The following is a 22,189-nucleotide window of genomic DNA, read 5'->3' as shown; positions in this document are numbered from 1 at the left end:
TGCGCCTGCCCCTGGCGATGGCCTTGCGCGTGATCGCGATGATCGATTGCTGTGAGAGCAAGCCTTCCTTTGCTTTTCTTGCGCAGGGGGCGTATGGGCGCGCCTCTTGAAAGGAATGGAAAGTGGCACAGAACTGGACTGCGGATTCGTGGCGCGGGTTTGAAGGTCGGCATCTGCCGGTCTATCCCGATGCCGAAAAGCTGAACGAGGTCGAGAAGACCCTGACGAGCTTTCCGCCGCTGGTCTTTGCTGGCGAAGCGCGCGCACTGAAGGCCGACCTCGCGCAAGTGGCCGCAGGCAAGGGTTTCCTGCTGCAGGGCGGCGACTGCGCCGAGAGCTTTGCCGAGTTCCATCCGAACAACATTCGCGACACGTTCCGCGTGCTGCTGCAGATGGCGGTCGTGCTGACTTTCGCCAGCAAGCAGCCGGTGGTGAAGGTCGGTCGCATGGCCGGACAGTTCGCCAAGCCGCGCTCCTCTCCGGTCGAGAAAATCGGTGACGTGGAACTGCCGAGCTACCTTGGCGACAACATCAACGGCATCGACTTCACGCCGGAATCGCGCATTCCCGATCCCGAGCGCATGCTGCGGGCCTACAGCCAGGCGGCGGCAACGCTCAACCTGCTGCGAGCCTTTGCCGGCGGCGGTTACGCCAACCTGCGCCAGGTCCACCAATGGACGTTGGACCACATCGGCAAGAGCCCGTGGGGCACCAAGTTCCGCGAGATGGCCGACAAGATCGGCGAAGCGCTGGACTTCATGGAAGCCTGCGGTGTCGATCCGCGCACCGTGCCCCAGCTTCAGGGCACCAGCTTCTACACCAGCCACGAAGCGCTGCTGCTGGCTTACGAAGAGGCGATGACCCGGCAGGATTCGCTGACTGGCGAATGGTATGACACCAGCGCCCACATGCTGTGGATCGGCGATCGCACGCGTTTCGAAGGTTCGGCTCACGTCGAGTACCTGCGCGGCGTCAACAATCCGATCGGCATGAAGTGCGGTCCTTCGCTCAGCGCCGATGCGCTCCTGCGCATGCTCGATACGCTCAATCCCTCGCGCGAAGCTGGCCGGATGACGCTGATCAGCCGCTTCGGCCACGACAAGGTCGAGGCAGGGCTCGCTCCGTTGGTGCGCGCCGTGAAGCGCGAAGGCCATCCGGTGGTGTGGTCGTGCGATCCGATGCATGGCAACGTCATCAAGGCCGACAACGGCTACAAGACCCGCCCGTTCGACCGCATCCTGACCGAGGTGAAGGGCTTCTTTGCCGTCCACCGCGCCGAAGGCACCCATGCGGGCGGCATCCACATCGAGATGACCGGGCAGGACGTGACCGAGTGCACCGGTGGTGCCGTGGCGATCACGCAGGAAGGCCTTGCCGATCGCTATCACACCCACTGCGATCCGCGTCTGAATGCAGCACAGTCGATCGAACTGGCATTCCTGCTGGCCGAGGCACTGAATGCCGAGCGGGAAGGGGCGAAGGCCGAAGCAGCCTGACGTTCTTGCCAAGCTAGAAGATCACGGCCCCGGAGGTACTGCCTCCGGGGCTTTTTCTTTGCCTAGCGCGGGTGCCTGGCATTCAAGGCGATGCCTGCAAGGTTTTGCTCACGCTTGACCCATCGAACGCGGGCGGGGGGATCCGCTTCAGCCAATTGCCGGAAGCGCTCCAGATGCTTCCGGTCCGCAGGCGACGCCGCTTTCGCGCGGCCATTGGCCTGTTCGATCACCGAACGGCTGTCTCCCAACAGATCAAACGGAGTGTCGCCGCTGGCCTGCGCCACTTCAAGCGCATGGATAAGCGCCAGCCATTCGGCATCGCCATTCGTCCCGCTGCCCAAGTCAGTCCGCACATGGGCCGTTCCGCGCAACACCGCAGCCACCTCGATCGGGCCTGGATTAGGCCGGCATCCGCCATCGAAATAGACCTTGAGACGCTTCTGATCTGCCATGGACGGGCCGGTATCAGGCCCCGGCCTTCACCGCAAAGCTCAAGGCCAGTTCTGCCAGCGGGCGAACTCTTTCCGACATCGCCTTGGCGTGAGCGCTTGAGGCCGTACCGTCGATCACCCGCTTCTTGATTCCCTGGATGATGCCGGCCAGCCTGAAGAAGTTGTAGGCAACATACCAGTCGAGCCCGGGCAAACCGTCACGCCCGGTTTTTTCGCAATACCGTGCCACCACTTCATCAAGTTCGGGTATGCCCAGCGCCTTGCGATCGAGGTCCTGCACGCCCGATCGCCCGCCGTTGTCCTGCACCCAGGCCGTGCAGAAATAGGTGAAGTCGGCGAGCGGATCCCCCAGCGTGGAAAGCTCCCAATCGAGCACCGCGACGACCTTGGCTTGTGTGGGATGGAAGATCATGTTGTCGATGCGGTAATCGCCATGGACAACGCTGGTTCGCGTCTGCTCGGGGAGCGTAGCGGGCAGCCATTCGATCAGCCGCTCCATCTCGGGCATCGTCTCGGTTTCCGAGAGGCGATACTGCTTGGTCCAGCGATCGACTTGCCGACCGAAGTAATTGCCCGGCTTGCCGAAGTCGGAAAGGCCGGCCTTCTCGATATCGACCGAATGCAGTGCGGCAAGCGTATCGACCATGGCGTCGTAAGTCGCGCGCCGGAACTCGGGCGTGGCGCTTGGCATTGCGCCGTCCCAGATCGTCCGTCCGTCAACGCAGCCCATGACATAGAACCACGACCCGATGACGCTGTCGTCAGTGCATAGCCCGTACTGGCGAGCGACCGGGAAGCCGGTTCCTGAAAGTCCCGCCTGAACCTTGTATTCGCGGTCCACCGCATGGGCGGAAGGCAGCAGCTTGCCGAAGGGCTTGCGCCGAAGCACGTAGGGTCCAGAAGGACTGTCGATCTTATAGGTCGGGTTCGATTGCCCGCCCTTGAATTTCGAGACCGTAAGCGGGCCTTGAAAGCCCGCCACGCTTTCCTCGAACCAGCGGGTCAGGCTCGCCTCGTCCAGCTTGTCGGCGCCCTCGGGCACAACCGTCCCCGTAAACGCTGCCTGCGCGTCCATCACCGCCCCGCTCATTGGTCGAACACGATGACCGAGCGGGCGGAATGACCCTGCTTCATCTTCTCGAACCCGTCGTTGATGCCTTCCAGCGGAATGCGTTCGGCAATGATGGTGTCGAGATCGAGAAGCCCGCGCATGTAGAAATCAACAAGACGCGGCAGATCCACCGGGAAGTGATTGCCGCCCATGATGGCGCCCTGCAGCTTCTTATCCGACAGCAGGTCCATCGCCGAAAGGCCGACCTTGTGATTGAGTGGCATCATGCCGAGGATCGTCGCCGTCCCGCCGCGCCGCAACGCCGCAACCGCAAGGTCGCCAGAGGCCGGGCGCCCAACCGCTTCAATCGCATGGTGAACGCCGCCCTTGGTCATCTCGACGATTTCCTTGGCCGCGTCGGGTCCGGCATCGAGCGCGTCCGTCGCGCCGAGCTTTTTCGCCAGCTCGCGCTTCTCCGGCATCGGATCGACCGCAATGATACGCCCGGCACCGGCGATCTTGGCCGCGTTGATGGTGGCCAGACCCACGCCGCCACAGCCGACCACGCAAATCGTCTCGCCCGGCGTGAGCTTTGCCGCATTGAACACCGCGCCAGCCCCAGTCGTCACCGCGCAACCGATTACCGCCGCCCGATCGAGCGGCATCTCCGGGTTGATCGCAACGCAGGCGTGTTCGTGCACCAGCATCTGCTCGGCAAATGCCGAGAGGTTCAGCATCTGGTTCACAGTGCTGCCATCGTCGGTCCGGGTGAGGCGCGGGGGCGCGCCAGCCCCGCGCCGGGTGTCGGCCCCAAGGCACAGCGACATTCGCCCGGTCACGCAGAACTCGCAATGGCCGCAGAAGGCCGAGAGGCAGGTGACGACTGCGTCACCCACCTTCACGGTCCGCACTTCCGAACCGACCGCCTCGACGATGCCCGCCGCCTCATGTCCCGGTACGGCCGGGAGCGGATGCGGATAGGCGCCCTCGATGAAGTGCAGGTCCGAATGACACAGCCCGCAGGCCGCCGTGCGGATCAGCACTTCATGCGGACCCGGCTTGGAAACAGTCAGGTCCTGGATTTCGAGCGGTTTGCCCGGTTCGACGAGTACGGCGGCTTTCATCTTCTCTCTCCTTACCGAGCCACGCCCAGATCGCCCGAGCTGAAGCCTCGGTCGCCTGAGGGCAATTCCGAATGGCGGGCAAACTCGATACGGGCGATGGCGCGGGCATGAACTTCGTCGGGTCCGTCGGCCAGTCGCAAGGTGCGCTGGTGGGCATAGGCTTCTGCAAGACCGAAGTCTTCCGAGACGCCGCCGCCACCATGGGCCTGGATCGCATCGTCAATGATCCGCAATGCCATGTTCGGTGCCTGGACCTTGATCATCGCAATTTCCAGCGCCGCCGACTTGTTGCCGACCTTGTCCATCATGTCCGCCGCCTTGAGGCAGAGCAGGCGGGTCATCTCGATGTCGATGCGAGCCTGCGCGATGCGCCATTCCCAGATCGATTGATCAGCCACGCGCTTGCCGAACGCCACGCGCGATTGCAGGCGCTTGGCCATCTTGGCAATCGCCTCCTCGGCCACGCCGATGGTGCGCATGCAGTGATGGATGCGGCCCGGCCCGAGGCGCCCTTGCGCAATTTCGAAGCCTCGTCCTTCGCCAAGGAGAATGTTGGACGCCGGCACACGCACGTCCTTCATCACCACCTCCATGTGGCCATGCGGCGCGTCGTCATAGCCGAAGACGGGCAGGTGACGAACGATCTCAACGCCGGGCGCATCGAGCGGCATCAAAATCATTGACTGCTGCTGGTGACGCTTGGCCTCGAAGTCGGTCTTCCCCATGACGATCGCGATCTTGCACCGCGGATCGCCCACGCCCGACGACCACCACTTGCGGCCATTGATCACATATTCGTCGCCCTCGCGGCGGATCGAGGTTTCGATATTGGTCGCATCCGACGAGGCCACTGCCGGCTCGGTCATCAGGAAGGCGGAGCGAATCTCGCCGTTCATCAATGGGCGCAGCCACCGCTCCTTCTGCTCCAGCGTGCCGTAGCGATGGAACACTTCCATATTCCCGGTATCGGGTGCCGAGCAGTTGAACACTTCGCTGGCCCAGCCGATGCGGCCCATTTCTTCGGCGCAGAGCGCATATTCAAGGTTGGTCAAGCCCGGGCCTTCGAACTCGAAGCTTTCCTCGACGTGATGGTGACCGCCATTGCGCGGCGGCATGAACAGATTCCAGATTCCGGCAGCCTTGGCCTTGGCCTTCTCCTGCTCGACCGTCTGCAGCACCTTCCAGCGGTCACCCGTCGCCTGTTCGGCCTTGTAGTCTTTATAGCGCGGGCGGACGTTGTCCTCGATGAACTGGCGGACGCGGTCACGCCAGTACTTCTGGCGGTCGGTCGGTTCGAAATCCATGAGCCTCTCCTTGGTTGCCCGGCACTGTCCATCGGGCCATGTGCGAATTCAAGCGAAAATTAAGTGACCGATTAAGTCATGTCGTTGATCAAGGTCATTTCATCGTCAGGGGTGAAGGCCCGCCGCATCGGGGTCGGCCTTTGCCACCTGATCGAGCCGCGCCAGACGCGCCTCATGCGCTGCGCGGTCGATCGGGAAGTGCCGCACGACGAAAGCTGTGAGCCCGGCGAGAGCCGCAATGCTCGCGACATAGGCGAGGCTCAGGCGGTGGGTGACTTCCGGCAGGACGGCATCCGGCGCTGTGTTCGCCTCAAGCCCGGCATAGCTGAGCAATAGGCCGGTGATGAACACGCCCAGTCCGCCCGCACACTTCGAGGCAAGGAACGCGCCCGCCGAAAGCGTCCCTTCGGATCGTCGCCCGGTCTGCTCCTCGGATGCCTCCACCACGTCGGCGACCATCGACCACAAGGTCATCGTGCCGGTCACGGTGAAGGTGTTGGACAGCAAGGTACAGGCGAACATCATGCCAAGCGATGCGGTCGTTCCATCAGGTGCCCAAAGGCCGAGCCAGCGCAACATCAGTGGTCCGGCCCAGAACACCATGCCGATCGGGGCCATCCGCATCACCGTTCCGGCCTTGCCCCAGCGCTTCTGTGCCCGCCCGACCAGCATCGAGGCACCCACGACGCTGGCGAAAAGCAGAAATGGAAATGCCTGCAATGCAGTGGGGGTAAATTTCCAGACGTATAGGTAGAGGTAGTTTGATAGCGCAAAGGTGATGCCTTGCGCTGTAAGTGCAGCGGCAATCCCGGCCATCACGATGAGGCATGCAGGGTGGGAAAAGCTTTCCCGGATCTCCCCCAACGAGGCGAAGGCGCTCTTGCCGCTGGCCTCACGCTCAGGCGGCCACGCTGCCACCGCGCGATGCTGCCCGATTGCCGAGACGAGGACGCAGGTGACCATAAGTCCTGCGCCGAACAGCCCGTAATTGCGGTAGCCCTCCCGAGCCAGCATCGCATCTGGCAGGAATACCCCGTAGGCAAGCAGCAGCATCAGCAGCCCGCCGCCCCACGAGAACAGGAAGCGGAAGCGCGTTAGGCGCGTGCGCTCGTCATAGTCCCGGCTGATCTCCGCCACCAGCGCTGCCGAAGGCACTTCGCACATGGCAACCAGCGCCCGGACCATGATTGCCGAGAGCAGCAGCATCAGGAAGCTCGGCTCGCCAATGGGTGACCACAGGAAGATCCATGCGAACCCGAGAGGGATCGGGGCGATGTAGAGAAACGGAAGGCGACGCCCCCAGGCCGTGCGCGTACGGTCGCTGAAATGCCCGACGATCGGGTCGATCAGTCCGTCGAAGACCAGCGCTATCAGCAGGGCAAGGCTGACCAGCCTCGCATCCATGCCGAGCACTTGGTTATAGAAGAGCAAGAGGAACGTGGCGAAGCCGTTGTCCTTCACGCCATAGGCGACACTGCCCAACCCGTTCGCCAAGGCGAGCCGGGTCGGCACGCGACCTTCGATCGGGATCATGCAGCCTTTCCGCTGTCGACCATCTGCTGAAGCGCGTCGAACAGGCCCGGCATATTCGGGTCCCAGCTATGACGCGGCCCGATGGTGATCCCGCCGTCGACAATCAGCGATGTGCCTGTAACAAATCCCGCCGCCTCACTGGCAAGGAACAGCACGGCCTGCGCAATGTCGTCAGGCTGCCCGCCCCGCGCCACGGGCTGCGCCTGCTGCGACATTGCGGCAATCGCGCCCTTGGCCTGCGCCTCCATCTCGGCCGGCATCTCCAGCGAAGCGGTGAAGATATTGGTGTTGATGAAGCCCGGCTGGACTGCGTTCACCCGGATCTGGTGTTTGGCGAGGTCTGCCGCGGCGACCTTGGTCAGGTGCAGGACGCCAGCCTTGGCGACTGCATAGGCGGTGGGAGAGTAGCCCGGGCCGACCGCGGCCACGCTGGACGTGTTGACGAACGACGCGCCCTTGCGTCCGATCATGTGTGGTACGGCGTAGCGGATGCCGAACGCGACGGAGCGAAGCAGCAGGTCCATCGTCCGGTCCCAGCCTTCGGGCTCGATCTCGTCGATCGGGGCGCGGTCTCCGCCAGCGCCGGCATTATTGAAGACCGAGTCGATGCCGCCAGTTTCTGCGGCAGCACGGTCCATCAGGGCCTTGATGTCCTCGCAACGCGTGACGTCGCAGCGGGCAGTCACGACTTTGCCATTGGATGCGCTCGCCGTCGCCAGGAGGCCGGCCTCGTCGATGTCCGCCGCGTAGACCGTCGCCCCCTCGGCCGCGAAGGCGATGGTGGTCGCCCGTCCGATTCCCGAAGCTGCGCCGGTCACGACGACCGTCTTGCCGTTGAATCGCATCCCTCTCTCCAGCGTTTTTATGTCGTTTTACGTTTACGTCAGCTTAGGCGCGAAAGACCGTCCGTCAATGGCGATGGGGTTTACGCTACGGCATGCACGATTTGCCCCAAAGCGCAGGAAAGGTGCCGCAAATCCGCGCTTGCCAGACCATCGCGACTCGCCTTAACCTTCCGATTAAGAGAGGAGCATAACCATGTCAGACCTTGATGCTTTCCGCGCGGAAATCCGCGCATGGCTTGAAGAGAACTGCCCTGCCGAAATGCGTGAACCCGCCCGTGACGAGGGCGACGTCTGCTGGGGCGGACGCAACTTCAAGTTCAAGAACGAAGCGCAGAAGACCTGGATGGAGCGCTGCGCCGCCAAGGGCTATACCGTGCCCGACTGGCCCAAGCCCTATGGCGGCGCCGGCATGTCTCCGGCCGAAGCGAAGATCTGGCGCGAGGAATGCGCCCGCATCGGCGCGCGTCCGCCGCTGTCCAGCTTCGGCATCTGGATGCTCGGCCCCGCGCTGCTGAAGTTCGGCACGGAAGAGCAGAAGGTTCACTACCTCAACCAGATCGCCCGCGGTGAAATCCGCTGGTGCCAGGGCTACTCCGAACCCGGCTCGGGCTCGGACCTCGTCAGCTTGCAGACTTTCGGCGAGGACAAGGGCGATCACTGGGTCGTCAACGGCCAGAAGATCTGGACGTCCTACGCGGACAAGGCCGACTGGATCTTCTGCCTCGTCCGGACCGACAAGACCAACAAGTACCAGGGCATCAGCTTCCTGCTGTTCGACATGACCACCCCGGGCGTGACGACCAAGCCGATCAAGCTGATCAGCGGCAACTCGCCGTTCTGCGAAACCTTCTTCGATAACGTCGTCGTGCCGAAGAACCAGATTGTCGGCGAGCTGAACCGCGGCTGGGATGTCGCAAAGTATCTGCTCGGTCACGAGCGCGAGATGATCTCGGGCGCCGGCGGCGGTGACCGCCTCAACGCCATTGGCGCTGTCGTTGCCCGCAATGGTCTCGAAGACCCGATCCTGCGCGCAGACCTCGCCATGTTCGACGTCGATGCGCTGGCCTATGCCTGCATGGGCGAGAAGTTCCTCGATGAGGCCAAGGTCGGCCGTGCCCATCCCGCACAGCCCAACATGATGAAGTACGCCGGCACGGAACTGAACAAGCGTCGCCACGAACTGCTGATGTCGGCAGGCGGGGCAACCGCGCTTGAATGGGAGAGCGAGCGTACCAATGGCGGTTCGCCGTCGCGCTCGTGGCTGCGCACCAAGGCCAACTCGATCGAGGGCGGCACCAGCGAAGTCATGCTCAACGTTGTCGCCAAACGCATCCTCGAACTGCCGGGAGCCTGATCTATGCCCCTTTACCACACCGAAGATCAGGCCATGCTGGCCGAGAGCGTCACCGGCTTCATGGCCGATGAAGGCGGCATCAAGAAGCAGCTGCGCCACTATCGCGACATGAACTGCCAGGATGGCTTCGGCCACGCCCTCTGGAAGCAGTTTGCCGAAATGGGCCTCACCGGCATGCTTGCCACCGAGGCTGATGGTGGCCTTGCCATGGGCCACGTCGAGGCGGGCATCGTCCTGCGCGAAATCGGTCGCAACCTTACGCCGTCGCCGTTCCTGACCACCTCGGTCATGGGCGTGACCGCGCTTTCGGGAGGCTCGGAGGAACTGCGCGGCCGCTGGCTCCCCGGTGTGATCGCAGGTGACAGCGTGCTGGCCGTGGCGGTCGATGAAGGCCCGAAGCACCGCCCCGAACGCATTGCCTGCAAGGCCGAGAAGGCCGGCAACGGTTTCCGCCTGCAGGGGCGCAAGGCGTTCGTGGTGCAGGGCGCATCGGCTGACGCAATCATCGTCGCTGCGCGCACCTCGGGCAGCGATACCGACAACGACGGCATCACGCTGTTCGCGGTGCCGAAGGATGCCGCAGGCGTGACTCACGAGAACCTGCGTCTGGTCGACAGCGCGATGGCCAGCAACGTCACGTTCGACAATGTCGAGCTCGACGGCGATTGCGTGATCGGCGAAGTCGATGGTGGGCGCGAATTGCTGAACAAGGTTATCCGCGCCGGCCGCATCGGCGCTGCCGCTGAACTGACCGGCGTAGGGCAGGGCGCATTCGACATCACCACCGCCTACCTCAAGACGCGCAAGCAGTTCGGCCAGCTGATCGGTGAGTTCCAGGCGCTGCAGCACCGCGCCGCGCACCTCTATTCCGAACTGGAGATCGCCGAAGCCGCGGTCATCAAGGCGCAGCAGCTGCTCGATGGCAATTCGGAGAAAGCAGACCTCATGGTTTCCGTCGCCAAGGCGAAGGCTGCCAAGGCCTGCAACCTCTCGGTGCGCGAAGGCGTGCAGATGCACGGCGGCGTAGGCATGACCGACGAATACGACATCGGCCTATACATGAAGCGCGACCGTTCGCTCGCCGAGTTCATGGGCGACCAGTACTACCACGCCGAACGCGTGGCCCAGCTCAGCGGCTATTGATCTGATGTAGTGCGTGATGCTTCGACAAGCTCAGCATGAGCGGAATCGGGTAGAATTCCAGATCCGCTCGTCCTGAGCCTGTCGAAGGACACAGGCAGAACGGCCCCCGAACAGGCCGGAAGGGAACAATACATGGATTTCAGCAAGCTCTTCAGCCTTGAGGGCCGCGTCGCGGTCGTCACCGGTGGTTCGCGCGGGATCGGCGAGATGATTGCCGAAGGCTTCATCGCTGCCGGGTGCGAGCGCGTCTACATCACCGCCCGCAAGGCCGCCGTGGTCGAGGAAACTGCCGCCCGCCTCGGCGAGAAGTGCATCGCGCTTCCCGGTGACATCTCGAATGTCGCCGGCATCGAGCAGCTCGCGGCCGACCTCGCCGCCCGCGAAAGCAAGCTCGACATCCTCGTAAACAACGCCGGTGCTGCGTGGGGCGCGGACTTCGAGGACTTTCCGGAAGTGGGCTGGGACAAGGTCATGGACCTCAACGTCAAGACCCCGTTCTTCCTGACGCAGAAGCTGCACGGTCTGCTCAAGGCTGCCGCCAGCAAGGAGCAGCCAGCGAAAGTCATCAATATCGCCTCAGTCGATGGCCTGCGTGTCAATCCGTGGGAGACCTACAGCTATCAGGCTTCGAAGTCGGCGCTGATCCATCTGACCCGCCGCATGGCCGCCCGCCTGATCAAGGACCAGATCGTCGCGAGCTGCATTTGCCCCGGCGCATTCCCGTCGGAAATGAACAAGGCCGCGGCCAAGAACCCCGAAGCCTCCGCCAAGGGCATTCCCTCCAAACGGATCGGCACGATCGAAGATATGGCAGGTGGCGCAATCTTCCTCGCCAGCCGCGCGGGCGACTATGTCGTTGGAACGCCGCTGCCGATCGATGGCGGCATCGTCAACGGCTGGATCCCGGACAATGCAATCGATCCGTCAGGTCACTGATCGGGCAAATTTCTGGGGTGCCCTCGTACATGCGGGGGCACCGTTACCAGTTCAGCCGCGCATGAGTCCGCGCACAAAGTCGATCAGTCCGGTCTGGCGCGTCCGCTTCATGCGCTCGGCGGCCAGGATCTCGCGGACCTTGTCAAAGCAGCCTTCGACATCGTCGTTGATCACCACGTAGTCGTAACCGTCCCAGTGGCTGATCTCGGCCTGGGCCCGGTCCATCCGCGCCGCGATCACTTCGGCCGTGTCGGTACCGCGCCCGGTCAGGCGGCGGCGCAGCTCTTCAAGGCTCGGCGGCAGGATGAACACGCGCACCACATCTGCTTGCGCCTTCTGGTAAAGCTGCTGGGTGCCTTGCCAGTCGATATCGAACAGCACGTCTCCTCCGGCTTTTAGCCGGTCACGAATATGTGCCTTGGGCGTGCCGTAGCAGTTGCCGAAGACCACCGCCCATTCGTAGAACTCGTTGGCCTCGACCATGCGGTCGAACTCGACCTTGTCGACGAAGTAGTAGTCCTTGCCCTCGACTTCCCCGGGACGCATCGGGCGCGTAGTGACCGAGACCGACGCAGCGATCTCGTTGTCCTCGGCCAGAAGCTTGCGCGCGATCGTCGTCTTGCCGGCGCCGGAGGGCGAGGACAGGATGAGCATGAGGCCCCGGCGGTGCAGGGTGTCGTCGTCTTGGGACTCGTGAACCATGTGCGCTAGTGGCGCATCGCTTCCCGCATGGTCAAGTGGGGATGGTTCCGCTCAGCTCTTCTTGCCGCGCTCGGCCTGTTCCTCGATTGCAGCTTCGCCTGCTGCCTCGGCGGTTCTGCTGCGACGGCGGTCATAGAGGGTCTTGGCCAGCAGGCCGCCACCGACAACGATCGCGCCGGGCACAGAGCGTGTGGCGACGCGGGCAATGGCAGTGCCGACCAGGGTTTGCATCATCGTGCGTCCCTGGATAACGCGGCCCGCTTTTTTCGAACCCATCTTCGTCCCGATCAGGCCTTTCTCGACGCCACGGCGCAGCAGCGAACCACCGGCACGCAGGGCGATATCCGCCAGAATCAGGTTGGTCATCGGGTTGGGGCTGGGAGCAGGCACCTTGTCAGCGGCGTCCTTTGCCGCATCGGCCAGTTTCTTGCCCTTCTTCGCCATGCCCTTGCCCTCTGTCAGCGGGGCAGAGCCCCTTACTTCTTCTTGCCGAAATCCACCGTGACGACGTTCGACCCGTCCTCGGTCCGCTCAACGGCAGGCGTGTCGGCTTGTTCCGGCGAATCATTCTCGGCCGGCTCAACCGGTTCGGCCTCGTCATCGACAACAGCCTGGAATTGCAGGCCGAAATCGACTGCCGGATCAACGAATGCGGTGATGGCCGAGAACGGAATCACCAGGGTCGAAGGAATCTGGTTGAACGAAAGGCCAACGCTGAACTGATCTGCCTCGACCTTGAGGTCCCAGAACTTGTTCTGCAGCACGATCGTCATCTCGTCGGGGAAACGCTCGCGCAGACGCTGCGGAATGTCCACGCCGGGAGCGCCGGTCTTGAAGGTGATGTAGAAGTGGTGGGTGCCCGGCAGCATCCCGCCGCCGGCAGCAACTTCGCCCAGCACCCTGCCGACCACGGCGCGCAGCGCCTCCTGCACGATTTCGTCGTAGGGGATCAGGCTGTCAGGTGCATCGCTCATGCCGCCACAACTGACCTCCCCGGCCGTTCGGGTCAAGTGGGGACGGACATTGATTCTAAACCGGAGCGGCGTATAGGCGCTTTCCCATGCGCACCGGATCGATCACGCGAAAGACCGAGGAAACCGACATTGCCGTGTCGGTGAACCTCGATGGCACCGGCACCTACAAGGTGGAAACGGGCATCGGCTTCCTCGATCACATGATCGAGCAGTTCAGCCGCCACTCGCTGATCGACATCGAATGCCGGGTGAAGGGCGATCTCCACGTCGACCAGCACCACACCACCGAGGACAGCGCCATTGCGCTGGGCCAGGCCATCTCCCAGGCACTGGGCGACAAGAAGGGCATCACCCGCTACGGCCACACTTATTCGCCGATGGACGAGGCACTGAGCCGCGTCGCGCTCGACATTTCGGGCCGTCCGGTGCTGATCTGGAAGGCTGCCTTTACGCAGCCTCGCTTGGGCGAGATGGACACCGAGCTGTTCGAGCACTGGTTCCAGTCGATCAGCCAGGCGGCCGGCATCACGCTGCACATCGAAAGCCTCTACGGCTCGAACAACCACCACATCATCGAAGGCATCTACAAGGGCTTTGCCCGCGCCATGCGCCAGGCGATCACCATCGATCCGCGCAAGGCCGATGCCGTGCCTTCGACCAAGGGCATCCTCGGTGGCTGATACCCTCGCGCTGGTCGATTACGGCGCGGGCAATCTCCGCTCGGTTGCCAATGCGCTGAAGGCTGCGGGTGCAGAAGGCGTCGTGGTGACGTCCGATCCCAGCGTCATCCGCGCTGCGGACCGAATCGTGCTTCCCGGCGTCGGTGCATTCCGTGCCTGTATCTCGGCGTTGTCCTCCGTACCCGGCCTGGTCGAAGCGATGGAAGAGCGCGTCCTCGTCGGCGGCGCCCCCTTCCTCGGCATCTGCGTCGGCATGCAGCTTCTCGCCGATCGCGGCATCGAGTTCGGCACGACCGACGGCCTTGGCTGGATCGGCGGCGAAGTGCGCGTGATCGAGCCGGCCGACCCGTCGATCAAGGTGCCGCACATGGGCTGGAACGACGTCGCTCCGATGGCGCATCAGGGCGGTGCCGAACTGCTCGAACCGGGCGAGGCCTATTTCCTCCACTCCTACCACTTCGTCCCCGAGGAGGGCGCGCACATAGCGGCAATGAGCGATCACGGCGGCGGTATCGTCGCGGCGGTGGCGCGCGACAATATCCTTGGCGTGCAGTTCCACCCGGAAAAGAGCCAGTCCTACGGCCTCTCGCTGCTCGCCCGCTTCCTTGAATGGAAGCCTTGACCGGTTAGCCTGAGGGAACTGTAACGCGCACCCGGGCCTTTTCTTCCTCTGAAGGAGGCTCTTGCCGCATGACCACGTTTCCGTTCGACCGTCTGGTGTTCACGCCCTTCATGGTGGACCTCGCGCAATCCCCCTTGCGCGGTCGCTTCGATGCCGAGACGTATGTACTGGGAGCCTTCAACCCCGGGATGACGGTGCTGCCGAACGGCAACCTGCTCTTCATGGTGCGCATTGCCGAGGCGCTGCGCCAGCCGATCCGCGATGGCAAGGTCCACGCGATTCGCTGGCACGAGGGCGGCTATGTCCTTGATGGCTGGCCGCTGGAGCTCGCCGACACTTCGGACCCGCGCAAGTTCCTGCTCCACGGCGGCGGCTGGAAGATCATGGCGCTGACCTCGCTGTCGTGGCTTCTCCCGGTCGAAATGTCGCCCGACGGTCTGAACGTGGTCGCAATACACTACGACAAGGCGATTGCGCCCCAAGGCTCGTTCCAGTGCTACGGCACCGAGGACGCCCGCATCTCACGCATGGGGGAGGGCGCCTACCTGATGACCACCTGTTCGGTCAGCCCGGAGCGCCATTCGACCACGCTCTATTCGTCCGAGAACGGCCTCGATTGGCACTTCGAAGGCATCGTGCTCGATCACCAGAACAAGGACATGCTTATCTTCGAGGGGCTAGTCCATGGCGAGTACTGGGCGCAGACCCGGCCATTGGGCGATCTGTATTTCGCCTATCCACCGGGCAGCGAGTGGCGCTCCGGTCCCTCGATCAACCTCGCCACATCTCCTGACGCACTGCACTGGAGGCCACGGGTCGAGCCGGGCATTCGCCCTCACGCCGGCACCGCGGCCACCGCTCGCATGGGTGGCGGCACGCCTCCCATCCTGACCGAGGTCGACGGCAAGCGTGGCTGGCTTACTCTCTGGCATGGCGTCGAACCGAAGGAGATCGTCGGCATCTACCGCACCTATTGGACCCTGCTCGATTCGGACGAGCCGTGGCAGACGATCGGCGGGAGTCATACCCCACTTCTCGAACCCAATGCCGAATTGACTCACCCCATGGAAGACCTGCTCTATCTGCGTGACGTGGTCTTCACCACCGGCATCGCCGAGCTTGACGACCGTTACATCGTCGCCTCGGGCGAGGCCGATCTTGCCTGCCGCATCACCCATGTGCCCAAGGAAGCCTTCCGTTCGGCGTAAAGCGCTGCTAGGCGCGCGCTCCATGATCGTCTTTCCCGCCATTGACCTGAAAGCTGGCCAGGTCGTTCGCCTCGCCGAAGGAGACATGGACCGCGCCACGGTCTACGGGGACAACCCCGCCCATCAGGCGAGCCTCTTCGCCGAGGCCGGATCACAGTACCTCCACGTGGTCGACCTCGACGGTTCGTTCGCCGGCCGTGCAGAGAACCGGGAGGCCGTGGAAGGCATCCTCAAGTCGTTCCCCGGCCACGTCCAATTGGGCGGCGGCATCCGCACGCGTGAGGCGGTCTCGGGCTGGTTCGACTTGGGCGTCAGCCGCGTCGTCATGGGCACCGCTGCGCTCAAGGACCCGCAGTTCGTCAAGGACATGGCAAAAGAGTTCCCCGGCGGCATCGTCGTCGCGGTTGACGCGCGCGACGGCATGGTTGCCACCGAGGGCTGGGCCGACGTCTCGGACGTCTCGGTCGTCGATCTCGCCCGCCGCTTCGAGGACGCAGGCGTCGCCAGCCTGTTGTTCACTGACATTGGCCGCGATGGCCTGCTAAAGGGCGTGAACCTCGACGCTACCGTCGAACTCGCCCGCCGCGTCGACATCCCGGTTATCGCCAGCGGCGGTGTCAAGGGCATCGACGACATCCGCATGCTCAAGATCCACGAGGTCGACGGCATCGAAGGCGTCATCACCGGCCGCGCGCTGTTTGAAGGCAAGCTTGATCTGAAAGCCGCGATCGCGATGGCCGAGGCTTAAGGTCTTGCTCTCTCCCCTTCAGGGGAGAGATACGAAGGCTTGTCAGCTTGCTGACTAGCCGAAGTTGAGAGGGGCATGTTGCGCCAGCCCCTCTCCCAACCCTCTCCCCTGAAGGTGAGAGGGCTTACGAAGGATTGAGCCATGACCGTCCGCGTCCGCGTCATCCCCTGCCTCGATGTCCGCGATGGCCGCGTGGTCAAGGGCGTCAACTTCGTCGACTTGCGCGATGCCGGCGATCCGGTCGAGCAGGCCCGTGCGTACGACAAGGCTGGCGCGGACGAGCTGTGTTTTCTCGATATTTCTGCCAGCCACGAAGGTCGCGGCACGCTGCTCGATGTCGTCGCGCGCACGGCTGAAGTCTGCTTCATGCCGCTCACCGTCGGTGGCGGGGTCAGGGCAGTCGAAGACGCCCGCGCCCTCCTCCTCGCCGGGGCGGACAAGGTCGCGGTCAATTCCGCCGCAGTCGCCCGGCCCGAATTGGTGCGCGACATTGCCGAGAAGTTCGGCGCGCAGTGCGTGGTCGGTTCGGTTGATGCGCGGCGGGTGTCTCCCGGCAAGTGGGAGATCTTCACACACGGCGGGCGCAAGGCCACCGGCATCGACGCGCTGGCCCACGCGGTCAACCTCGCCACGCTTGGCGCGGGCGAATTGCTCGTCACCTCGATGGACGGTGACGGCACGCAAAAGGGCTACGACCTCGAACTTACCCGCGCCATCGCCGATGCCGTACCGGTCCCGGTCATCGCCAGCGGCGGCGTCGGCAGCCTCGATCACCTTGTCGAAGGCGTGACCCAAGGCCATGCCAGCGCCGTCTTGGCGGCCTCGATCTTCCACTTCGGCACGCACTCGATTGCAGAGGCGCATGCCGCGCTTCGGGCCGCAGGACTGCCAGCGCGTTCCTGACTCCGGGCGCGAGTCCCAAGATGGGGCATTAACCATCTGAACTAAGGGATTTTACGCAAACCTCCGATCTGGCAAGAGCTTGGCGTTAACAATCAAGGTCGCTTGCTCGTGCTTCGTATCGGAACGTCCCTCCTTGGAGTCCTGCTGTCGGTCGCGCCAGCCATGGCGCAGTCGAGTGGCATCTCGATCCCCGAACCCACTGATGGCGCCCTGTTCGGCATGGGCCTCGTGGGCCTGATCGTCGGCCGCCACATCGCCAAGCGCCGGGGTTGACCGGCACGCCTGTTCCGCGCCATTGCGGGGCTCATGGAACACGGTGAAATCCTTGGGCGGCTCGAAGCCACGATAGCCCAGCGTCGCGCGGGCGACCCTTCCGCCAGCTATGTTGCCAAACTCAACGCCAAAGGTCTGGCCAAGATCGCCCAGAAGGTGGGTGAGGAAGGCACCGAGACCGTAATCGCCGCGCTCACCGGAGACCGCAAGGAACTCATCGGCGAAGCGGCGGACCTCATCTTCCACCTGATGGTGCTGCTCTCTGCCAAGGACGTGCCGATCGCTGAAGTTCTGGCCGAGCTTGAGCGGCGCGAGGGCACCTCGGGGATCGCCGAAAAAGCCAGCCGGAGCAACTGAGATGGCCGTTGACGCAACGCTCCCCTACGATGACCAGAACATCTTCGCCAAGATCCTGCGCGGGGAAATCCCCAATCGCACGGTCTACGAAGATGACTATGCGCTGGCGTTTCACGACATCAACCCGCAGGCACCGACCCACGTCCTCGTGATCCCCAAGGGGGCCTACGTGTGCTGGGACGATTTCTCCGAAAAGGCGTCCGAAGCGGAAATTGCTGGCTTTGTCCGCGCCGTGGGCAAGGTCGCGCGTGATCTCGGCTTGGTGGCTCCGGGCTATCGGCTGCTGGCCAACACCGGCACCAACAGCCATCAGGAAGTGCCGCATCTTCACGTTCACCTCTTCGCCGGGCAGCCGCTTGGCCCGATGCTGGTGCGCTGAACGGGGTGAACACGGGGGTAAGGCGTTAACCACCCCTTGCCCTTCGACTCGTCGCAAGGGTAGGGTTGCCAACGAATGTCCCTGCCGCTTGCCCCCTCTGGCCAGTTCGATGGCTCCCAGCACCTTTACCCGGTCCGCGTCTACTTCGAGGACACGGACCTTTCGGCTGTCGTCTATCACGCCAACTACCTGCGCTGGTTCGAACGCGCCCGGTCAGACATGCTGCGTTTGCTCGGCATAGACCAGCGTGCCGCCCACGAAGCGGGCGAGGGCGCCTACGCCGTCAGCGAAATGAACCTGCGCTACCTGCGGCCTGCCAAGCTCGATGACGAAGTGCTCATCCGCAGCCACGTGGACGAACTTTCTCCTGCCACCTGCTGGATCGTGCAGCGTGCGTTCAGGAACGAGACGCTTCTGTGCGAAGCGAGGGTGCGCGTCGCCTTCGTCGCGCCGAATGGCCGCCCCCGTCGCCAACCGCGCGAATGGATGGCCGCTTTCCAGACAATTGCAACTGCTCCCGAAGGACAGGAAACCGCATGATTCTCCCGATGCTCGCCAATGGCGTTGCCTTCGCGCCGACTTCGCTCAACCCCGTGCAGCTATTCCTCGATGCCGACTATGTCGTGCAGGCGGTGATGATCGGCCTGGTGCTTGCCAGCATCTGGACATGGACCATCATCATCGGCTTTTCGCTGAAGATGGGTAGCGTCCAGCGCGGGTGCGACAAGTATGAGAAGGAGTTCTGGGAAGCGCGCGACATCGATCAGTTCCAGAAGGAGAACAAGGGCCGCGACCTGCCCTCGGCCCGCGTGGTCAACGCGGCGCTGATGGAATGGCGCCGGTCCACGTCGGGCAAGGCCATCGATCGCGAAGGCACGCGCCAGCGCCTGAACACGGCACTTGATGGCGCAGTCATTACAGAGACGGACGCGCTCGCCAGCCGCCTCAACTTCCTGGCGACCGTCGGCTCGGTGGCGCCATTCGTTGGCCTGTTCGGCACGGTGTGGGGCATCATGGACAGCTTCTTCAACATCGGCGCACAGCAGAACTCCTCGCTGGCCGTGGTCGCACCTGGCATTTCCGAAGCGCTGTTCGCCACCGCCATTGGTCTGTTCGCGGCCATTCCGGCGGTCATCGCCTACAACCGCTTTTCACACCGCGTGAACCGCTTCGAAACCCGGCTCTATCGCTTCGCCGACCGCTTCCACGCCTCGCTCAGCCGCGAACTGGAGGCCTGAGGCATGGCGATGTCCATGGGTTCGGGCGGCGGAGGCGGTCGCGGTCGCAGAGGCCGTGGCGGGCGCGCCGCGATGAGCGAGATTAACGTCACCCCGCTTGTCGACGTCATGCTCGTGCTGCTGATCATCTTCATGGTCACCGCACCAATGCTGGCGGCGGGTGTGCCGGTCGACCTGCCCGACAGCAAGGCAGATCCGCTCGACCAGCAGCAGGACCATATCACCGTTACCATTGACGCGCAGGGCGCAGTTTTCCTTGACGACCAGCAGCTTGCTCCCGGCGAACTGACTGACCGCCTTGCCGGCCTGCAGAAAGGCCCGAAGCCCCCGCTCGTCACCTTGCGCGCCGATCGCGTGCTCGATTGGGGCCGCGTCGCCGCCGTGATGGGCGAGTTGAACGCCGCGGGCTTCAAATCGATCTCGCTGGTCACCAACAGTTCATCCGCACCGCAATAGGCCTGAAGCGATGCGCGATCCCACCGCAGGAGGACTTTCGAAGCAGGAAGGGGCAGGGCTGGCCATTGCCGCCTTGGCTCACGCCGGCCTGCTCGGCTTCCTGATGCTCTCCCCGCCGGGCAAGACGGTGAAGCCACCGCCGCAGCGCATGGAAGTGACCTTCTCCGAAGAGATTGCCGATCAGTCGACCTCGCCCGATCCCATGGCCGAGGCCGCGCCCGACGTTGCGCCCGAATTGGGTGAGCCTGAACCCGAACCCGTCGCGCAACCGCAACCCTTGCCCGAGCCGCCCAAGCCGGCTCCTGCGCCCCCGCAGCCCAAGCCGGTGCCCGTACCGCCCAAGCCCGCGCCCAGGCCGCAGCCGCAACCGAAGCCGGTGCCGCCTAAACCGGCCCCTCCCAAACCTGCGCCGCCAAGGCCCGTTCCTCCGAAGCCTGCTCCTGCAAGGGCGACACCGGCCAAGCCCGCGCCCGCGAAACCTGCGGCGAAGCCCGCACCAGCGGCAACCACGCCAAAGTCCGGTTCGGGCGATACCAGCCCGCGCCGCAGGCCGGACGCTCCCGCGGGCGGGTCACGCATTGGCTCCGACTTCCTGAAGGGCATTCCTGGCTCGACCAAGCCCGGCACGGCAAAGGCGGCCCCCGCAGCAACGATAGGACCTGAGGTCCGGTCGTCTCTCGCGGGCGCGATTTCGCGCCAGATCAAGCCGCATTGGGCCGCACCGCAAGGTGTCGACGCCGACAAGCTGGTGACGATCCTGGCCTGGGATCTCAACCCGGACGGTAGCCTCGCCGGTCGCCCTCGCGTCGTCGATCAACAGGGCATCACCCCTGCCAACGAAGCGCAGGCCAAACGACATGCCGAGCAGGCGATTCGCGCTGTGCAATTGGCCGCACCGTTTGATCTGCCCGATACCTACTATTCCGGTTGGAAGCGCGTCACCGCCTTCCGCTTTGACAGGAAGTTGTCCCAATGAAGATGCGTTTCCTCGTTCTTGCCGCAGGGCTTGTCTCGATGCCTGCGCTTGTCGCGGCCCAGCAGGCCACGCTCCCTTCATCGACTGCGGCGCAGACCCCAGCAGATGAAGGGCTGACCGGTTCCGTGTCCGACGAGAACGAGTGGCAGGACCTCGGCATCGCCATCCCGTCCTTCCCCACCAACGCCTCGGTTGCGACCGCAGCCGAGGGCGGCAATACCGAAGCGCTTGGCCGCAACGTCGCCCGCATTGTCTTCAACGACTTGCGCAACAACGGCCTGTTCAAGCCTGTCGGCCCCGACCAACTCCCCGAAGTCGCCTTCCCGCAAGTCGCAGCCCCCACCTTCGATACCTGGCGCGGACGTTCTGCTGAAATGCTGGTGCAGGGCTTCGTCAAGGCCAACGACGATGGCCGCCTGACTGTCGGCTGCTATCTCTATGACGTCGCCCTTGGCAGCGAACTTGCGCGTCAGGGGTACGTCGTGAAGCCCGAGGAATGGCGCCGCGCCGCGCACAAGTGCGCCGACATGGTCTATTCGCGCCTCTCCGGCGAAAGCCCGTTCTTCGACAGCAAGATCGCCTACATTGCCGAGACCGGCCCCAAGGATCGCCGCCGCAAGCAGCTGGCGATCATGGATTCCGATGGCGCCAATCACCGCTTCATCACCAATGGCCAGGCCACCGCGCTGACCCCGCGCTATTCGCCGGATTACAGCCGGATCGTCTACCTCAGCTACCTCAACGGTGCGCCGCGCATCTACGTCTATAACGTCGGCACCGGCCAGCAGACGCTGGTGACGTCCAGCACAAACCCCACCTTCGCCCCGCGCTGGTCGCCCGATGGCAAGTGGATTCTCTATTCGATGGCCATTGCCGGCAACACCGACATCTATCGCGTCCCCGCCACCGGCGGCCAGTCCACCCGCCTCACGGATAGCCCCGGCATCGACGTCGGTGGCTCATACTCGCCAGATGGCAGCAAGATCGTGTTCGAAAGCGACCGCTCGGGTAGCCAGCAACTCTACGTCATGGACGCCGACGGTTCGAACCAGAAACGCATCAGCTTTTTCGGCGGTCGCGCCGCCACGCCCGAATGGTCACCGCGCGGAGACCAGATCGCCTTCACCCACATCGGCGGCAACTTCCGCATTGCCGTGACCGATCCGTACGGCAAGGGCATGCGCTTCCTCACCGATTCGTGGCAGGACGAAGCTCCGACCTGGTCGCCCAACGGCCGCATCGTGCAGTTCTTCCGCACCGAACGCGGCAGCGGAAAGACCGGAATCTGGCAGGTTGACCTGACCGGGCGCAACGAGCGGAAACTCAATACGCCGGTCGATGGTTCAGACCCTGCATGGGGCCCTGTCCTGCCCTGAACAAGGAAGGATCAGCGCCCTTGTCAATTCATCGCCGAAATTGCACCTTGCGTCGCCAT

26 protein-coding genes are annotated in these 22,189 nt (G+C 63.9%); 17 read left to right on the top strand and 9 right to left on the bottom strand.

The features are described from left to right. The first annotated feature begins 122 nt into the window (after positions 1-122). On the top strand, positions 123-1,496 hold the full coding sequence (locus HGI46_RS01055; RefSeq protein ID WP_168902766.1) for a 3-deoxy-7-phosphoheptulonate synthase class II: 1,374 nt from the start codon (positions 123-125) through the stop codon (positions 1,494-1,496). A gap of 62 nt (positions 1,497-1,558) precedes the next feature. On the opposite strand, the gene HGI46_RS01050 is transcribed toward HGI46_RS01055, so the two are convergent. The 6 genes from HGI46_RS01050 to HGI46_RS01025 form a co-directional block, all read right to left on the bottom strand. Beyond that, positions 1,559-1,948: a reverse transcriptase-like protein gene (locus HGI46_RS01050; protein WP_168902765.1), complete on the bottom strand. Its 390-nt coding sequence runs from the start codon at positions 1,946-1,948 to the stop codon at positions 1,559-1,561. 13 nt (positions 1,949-1,961) lie between these two features. Then, positions 1,962-3,023 carry a phosphotransferase family protein gene (locus HGI46_RS01045; RefSeq protein WP_168902764.1) on the bottom strand — a complete coding sequence of 354 codons (1,062 nt, stop codon included), beginning with the start codon at positions 3,021-3,023 and terminating at the stop codon, positions 1,962-1,964. Positions 3,024-3,034: 11 nt separating this feature from the next. Further along, positions 3,035-4,123 carry a Zn-dependent alcohol dehydrogenase gene (locus HGI46_RS01040; protein WP_118072192.1) on the bottom strand — a complete coding sequence of 363 codons (1,089 nt, stop codon included), beginning with the start codon at positions 4,121-4,123 and terminating at the stop codon, positions 3,035-3,037. An 11-nt stretch (positions 4,124-4,134) separates the two neighbouring features. Next, complete coding sequence (locus HGI46_RS01035; protein WP_168902763.1) at positions 4,135-5,427, bottom strand: acyl-CoA dehydrogenase family protein; 1,293 nt, start codon at positions 5,425-5,427, stop codon at positions 4,135-4,137. 105 nt (positions 5,428-5,532) lie between these two features. Next, a complete protein-coding gene (locus HGI46_RS01030; RefSeq protein WP_168902762.1) occupies positions 5,533-6,960 on the bottom strand; it encodes an MFS transporter in 1,428 nt (475 codons plus the stop codon). Continuing rightward, a complete protein-coding gene (locus HGI46_RS01025) occupies positions 6,957-7,805 on the bottom strand; it encodes an SDR family NAD(P)-dependent oxidoreductase (RefSeq protein WP_168902761.1) in 849 nt (282 codons plus the stop codon). The genes HGI46_RS01030 and HGI46_RS01025 overlap by 4 nt, the downstream gene beginning before the upstream one ends. 193 nt (positions 7,806-7,998) lie before the next feature. Here HGI46_RS01025 and HGI46_RS01020 point away from each other — a divergent pair, with 193 nt between their 5' ends. From HGI46_RS01020 to HGI46_RS01010, 3 genes are all read left to right on the top strand, one after another. Further along, positions 7,999-9,159, top strand: a complete 1,161-nt coding sequence (locus HGI46_RS01020) for an acyl-CoA dehydrogenase family protein (protein ID WP_168902760.1) — start codon at positions 7,999-8,001, stop codon at positions 9,157-9,159. Positions 9,160-9,162: 3 nt separating this feature from the next. Then, positions 9,163-10,302 carry an acyl-CoA dehydrogenase family protein gene (locus tag HGI46_RS01015; protein WP_168902759.1) on the top strand — a complete coding sequence of 380 codons (1,140 nt, stop codon included), beginning with the start codon at positions 9,163-9,165 and terminating at the stop codon, positions 10,300-10,302. 132 nt (positions 10,303-10,434) lie between these two features. Continuing rightward, positions 10,435-11,238, top strand: coding sequence for an SDR family oxidoreductase (locus tag HGI46_RS01010; protein ID WP_168902758.1), 804 nt, complete (start codon positions 10,435-10,437; stop codon positions 11,236-11,238). Positions 11,239-11,289: 51 nt separating this feature from the next. On the opposite strand, the gene gmk is transcribed toward HGI46_RS01010, so the two are convergent. Genes gmk through HGI46_RS00995 form a run of 3 tightly spaced genes read right to left on the bottom strand, consistent with a single transcriptional unit; the run spans position 11,290 to position 12,914 of the window. Next, entirely contained in the window at positions 11,290-11,940 is a 651-nt protein-coding gene (gene gmk / locus HGI46_RS01005; protein ID WP_168902757.1) for a guanylate kinase, read from the bottom strand. Between the two features lie 51 nt (positions 11,941-11,991). Then, positions 11,992-12,384 carry a hypothetical protein gene (locus tag HGI46_RS01000; protein ID WP_168902756.1) on the bottom strand — a complete coding sequence of 131 codons (393 nt, stop codon included), beginning with the start codon at positions 12,382-12,384 and terminating at the stop codon, positions 11,992-11,994. A gap of 32 nt (positions 12,385-12,416) precedes the next feature. After that, on the bottom strand, positions 12,417-12,914 hold the full coding sequence (locus HGI46_RS00995) for a ClpXP protease specificity-enhancing factor SspB (protein WP_062342268.1): 498 nt from the start codon (positions 12,912-12,914) through the stop codon (positions 12,417-12,419). An 86-nt stretch (positions 12,915-13,000) separates the two neighbouring features. Between HGI46_RS00995 and hisB the strand changes: the two genes are divergently transcribed. From hisB to tolB, 13 genes are all read left to right on the top strand, one after another. Beyond that, on the top strand, positions 13,001-13,594 hold the full coding sequence (gene hisB, locus HGI46_RS00990) for an imidazoleglycerol-phosphate dehydratase HisB (RefSeq protein WP_118072183.1): 594 nt from the start codon (positions 13,001-13,003) through the stop codon (positions 13,592-13,594). Next, positions 13,587-14,216 (top strand): imidazole glycerol phosphate synthase subunit HisH, encoded by a 630-nt coding sequence (gene hisH, locus HGI46_RS00985; protein ID WP_346766654.1) that lies wholly within the window; start codon positions 13,587-13,589, stop codon positions 14,214-14,216. Before hisB ends, hisH begins: the two co-directional genes overlap by 8 nt. Before the next feature lie 68 nt (positions 14,217-14,284). Then, positions 14,285-15,424: a glycosidase gene (locus HGI46_RS00980; protein ID WP_168902754.1), complete on the top strand. Its 1,140-nt coding sequence runs from the start codon at positions 14,285-14,287 to the stop codon at positions 15,422-15,424. Between the two features lie 22 nt (positions 15,425-15,446). Next, positions 15,447-16,172 (top strand): 1-(5-phosphoribosyl)-5-[(5-phosphoribosylamino)methylideneamino]imidazole-4-carboxamide isomerase, encoded by a 726-nt coding sequence (hisA, locus tag HGI46_RS00975; protein ID WP_168902753.1) that lies wholly within the window; start codon positions 15,447-15,449, stop codon positions 16,170-16,172. Positions 16,173-16,313: 141 nt separating this feature from the next. Further along, positions 16,314-17,075: an imidazole glycerol phosphate synthase subunit HisF gene (gene hisF, locus HGI46_RS00970; protein WP_168902752.1), complete on the top strand. Its 762-nt coding sequence runs from the start codon at positions 16,314-16,316 to the stop codon at positions 17,073-17,075. Between the two features lie 108 nt (positions 17,076-17,183). After that, on the top strand, positions 17,184-17,348 hold the full coding sequence (locus tag HGI46_RS00965) for a hypothetical protein (protein ID WP_168902751.1): 165 nt from the start codon (positions 17,184-17,186) through the stop codon (positions 17,346-17,348). Positions 17,349-17,381: 33 nt separating this feature from the next. Then, entirely contained in the window at positions 17,382-17,705 is a 324-nt protein-coding gene (locus HGI46_RS00960) for a phosphoribosyl-ATP diphosphatase (RefSeq protein WP_168902750.1), read from the top strand. Position 17,706: 1 nt separating this feature from the next. After that, positions 17,707-18,084 (top strand): histidine triad nucleotide-binding protein, encoded by a 378-nt coding sequence (locus tag HGI46_RS00955; protein WP_118072178.1) that lies wholly within the window; start codon positions 17,707-17,709, stop codon positions 18,082-18,084. Positions 18,085-18,159: 75 nt separating this feature from the next. Further along, positions 18,160-18,624 (top strand): YbgC/FadM family acyl-CoA thioesterase, encoded by a 465-nt coding sequence (locus tag HGI46_RS00950; protein ID WP_118072177.1) that lies wholly within the window; start codon positions 18,160-18,162, stop codon positions 18,622-18,624. Continuing rightward, positions 18,621-19,322: a protein TolQ gene (gene tolQ / locus HGI46_RS00945; protein WP_168902749.1), complete on the top strand. Its 702-nt coding sequence runs from the start codon at positions 18,621-18,623 to the stop codon at positions 19,320-19,322. Before HGI46_RS00950 ends, tolQ begins: the two co-directional genes overlap by 4 nt. A gap of 3 nt (positions 19,323-19,325) precedes the next feature. Beyond that, positions 19,326-19,778: an ExbD/TolR family protein gene (locus HGI46_RS00940; RefSeq protein WP_206065463.1), complete on the top strand. Its 453-nt coding sequence runs from the start codon at positions 19,326-19,328 to the stop codon at positions 19,776-19,778. 10 nt (positions 19,779-19,788) lie between these two features. Continuing rightward, entirely contained in the window at positions 19,789-20,754 is a 966-nt protein-coding gene (locus tag HGI46_RS00935; protein WP_168902748.1) for a hypothetical protein, read from the top strand. Next, positions 20,751-22,130: a Tol-Pal system beta propeller repeat protein TolB gene (tolB, locus tag HGI46_RS00930; protein WP_168902747.1), complete on the top strand. Its 1,380-nt coding sequence runs from the start codon at positions 20,751-20,753 to the stop codon at positions 22,128-22,130. Before HGI46_RS00935 ends, tolB begins: the two co-directional genes overlap by 4 nt. Positions 22,131-22,189: the final 59 nt, after the last annotated feature.

Source organism: Novosphingobium sp. ERW19 (assembly GCF_012641315.1).
GTDB lineage: Bacteria > Pseudomonadota > Alphaproteobacteria > Sphingomonadales > Sphingomonadaceae > Novosphingobium.
The sequence above is the reverse complement of the archived record's forward strand: the minus strand, read 5'-3'. Positions and strand labels throughout refer to the sequence as shown.